The sequence below is a fragment of the Nocardia sp. NRRL WC-3656 genome, assembly GCF_000720265.1.
GTDB lineage: Bacteria > Actinomycetota > Actinomycetes > Mycobacteriales > Mycobacteriaceae > Nocardia > Nocardia nova.
On record NZ_JOJF01000077.1, the window covers coordinates 1 to 2,129 of the forward strand.

The following is a 2,129-nucleotide window of genomic DNA, read 5'->3' on the forward strand; positions in this document are numbered from 1 at the left end:
CCGGGCCGCGCCGCTGGCTGTCGAGCGGCTCGAGGCGTTCGCGGAACCCGATCTGTGCCTGGCCCATCTCACCACGACCGGCAGCACCGGATCCGCCCCGGCGCAAACGGATTCCGCCCCATGACCGCCGCCGGGGCCGTCATCGCCGCGGCCGGGCTCTCCTGGCTCGGCATGGTGCTGGCGATCTCCTTCCTGGAAGCGCCGCTGAAATTCCGGGCGCCCGGGGTGACCGTGCCGATCGGGCTCGGAATCGGACGGCTGGTCTTCCGAGCCCTCAATAGCGTCGAAATCGTTTTTGCGGCAACGATTGTCGTCGCCATCGCGATCGACCCGCCCGGCACCGGCACCGTCACGGCGCTGATCGTCGCTCTTGCGGCGCTGCTCGTGCAGCTGACGTTGGTCCGGCCGAGGCTGACCCGCCGTAGCGATGCCGTGCTCGCCGGCCACGACGCGCCCCGCTCACGTGGCCACTACGAGTACGTGGTGTTGGAAATCGTGAAGATCGCGGCACTGCTCGGCGGCGCCGTCCTGCTACTGGCCCACAGCGTGTCATGAACACCTCTCACACCGCGGGCCGCCCCGCGACACCAACACACCCGCCGACTCGGGGCCGCCGCCGCACATCACGCACCGCCCCGCACACTCTGGCCGCGCGACCATGACCGGCTCGGCTGAATCACGCCCCGATCCGCGGCGCTCTCGCGATCAGCACCTCGAGTCGGTGATGGAACAGATCGCGCATCGCCGCGATCGGCACGACCGGGCGGGCGGCCCGCTCATCGTCGTCGGCATCGACACCTCCGAGGCCTCCCCGCATGCGCTCGCCTATGCCGCCGGCGCCGCGCGCCGTATGCATGCCACCCTGCTGGTTGCCTACATCACCACGCTCGGCACCGGCGCCTACCTGACCAGCCTGGCACCGATGGGCGCCGACACCGACGTCGCACTCGCCGCCGAGCAGGTCACCACGGTCCGTGAGCTGGCTATCGAGATCCTTTATGACCTGCCCCGGCCGTGGTCGTTCACCGTCCGTCGTGGCGACCCCGCGGTCGAACTGGCGCGCCTGGCCGAGGAGAACAGCGCCGACAGCCTCGTCGTCGGCCGGTCGAGAGGCCGACTGCACCGCCTGACCGGATCCACCGCTGCCCGGCTGCTGCGGCGGGCCCACTGCCCGGTCACCGTGGTGCCCTGACAGCGGGCCGATGCCGGCCCGGCGATCCGCCTCAGCTGATCGGGTCGAGCGCCAGTGCCCGGCGGCGTTGATGCACGGTCAGATACCGCAGCCCGTGCGGGCCCGCGGTGAACGCGCGCCGCGACCGGCGCGGCAGCCACACCAGCGCACCTGCCGCCAACTCCAGCTCACCGAGTTCGGTGGTGAGAGTGCCCGTGCCGTCGAGCACGTGGATCAGCACATCCAGATCCGGGCCGTTGTGCGCCTCGATACGCCCCCGCTCGGCAAGGCGAATGATATTGGCATCCAGATCGCGGCGGCGCACCGGCAACGTCCATATCGCGCCCGTCGTGTCCGGATGCCCCGGCTCGAGCGCGGTGGTGTCGGCCAATATCCGCGGCAGTGACGTCGAGGCCAGCTTCGCGATCCGCACCCTCCACACGCGCGGCCCGTCCTCGACGACATCCCAGCTGTACCCACCGGGATGCTCGACATCGAACTCATCGCGCAGATGCCGCGGATAATGGTTGTTCACCAGCACGAACGACTCCCCGGCAGCCAAGGCGTCGAACCGCGCGAATATCGCCGGATGCTTGTCCGGCTTGCGCAACTCCCGCACATCCAACTCCGACGGTCCAGCCTGCGTCAGGTCCGTGTCGGGCATGTGACCCACCTCCTAGTTTTCACAATCTACTATTGTATAAACTAATCCTGCGAGGCTCGCCAGCCAAGCCACCCCGGTTATGACACGCGTCATCCACGACCCATCGGGCACGGCCGGGTAGCGACTCGACGACCGCCCACCGCAGATCCCGAGGAGAATGCGATGACCACCGCGATGCTGCCCCCGCCCCCGATTCACCACCCGCTCGAGATCCCACAGCACGCGGTCGGCGTTATCCGCCGGGTGCGAGACGCCGTGCGCGCGTTACCCGCTCCGACACTTCCGCGGGACATG

Annotated in this window: 3 protein-coding genes; 2 read left to right on the forward strand and 1 reads right to left on the reverse strand. The window is 69.3% G+C overall.

Annotated features, from left to right (window positions below; genetic code table 11):
- Nucleotides 1-120: 120 nt before the first annotated feature.
- Together IG65_RS0133825 and IG65_RS0133830 are read left to right on the forward strand one after the other, a co-directional pair.
- A complete protein-coding gene (locus tag IG65_RS0133825; RefSeq protein ID WP_030518990.1) occupies nucleotides 121-555 on the forward strand; it encodes a hypothetical protein in 435 nt (144 codons plus the stop codon).
- A gap of 103 nt (nucleotides 556-658) precedes the next feature.
- On the forward strand, nucleotides 659-1,192 hold the full coding sequence (locus tag IG65_RS0133830) for a universal stress protein (RefSeq protein ID WP_051757323.1): 534 nt from the start codon (nucleotides 659-661) through the stop codon (nucleotides 1,190-1,192).
- A gap of 31 nt (nucleotides 1,193-1,223) precedes the next feature.
- Here the strand turns inward: IG65_RS0133830 and IG65_RS0133835 are convergent, their stop codons facing one another.
- Nucleotides 1,224-1,835 carry a DUF2249 domain-containing protein gene (locus IG65_RS0133835; protein WP_051757324.1) on the reverse strand — a complete coding sequence of 204 codons (612 nt, stop codon included), beginning with the start codon at nucleotides 1,833-1,835 and terminating at the stop codon, nucleotides 1,224-1,226.
- Nucleotides 1,836-2,129: the final 294 nt, after the last annotated feature.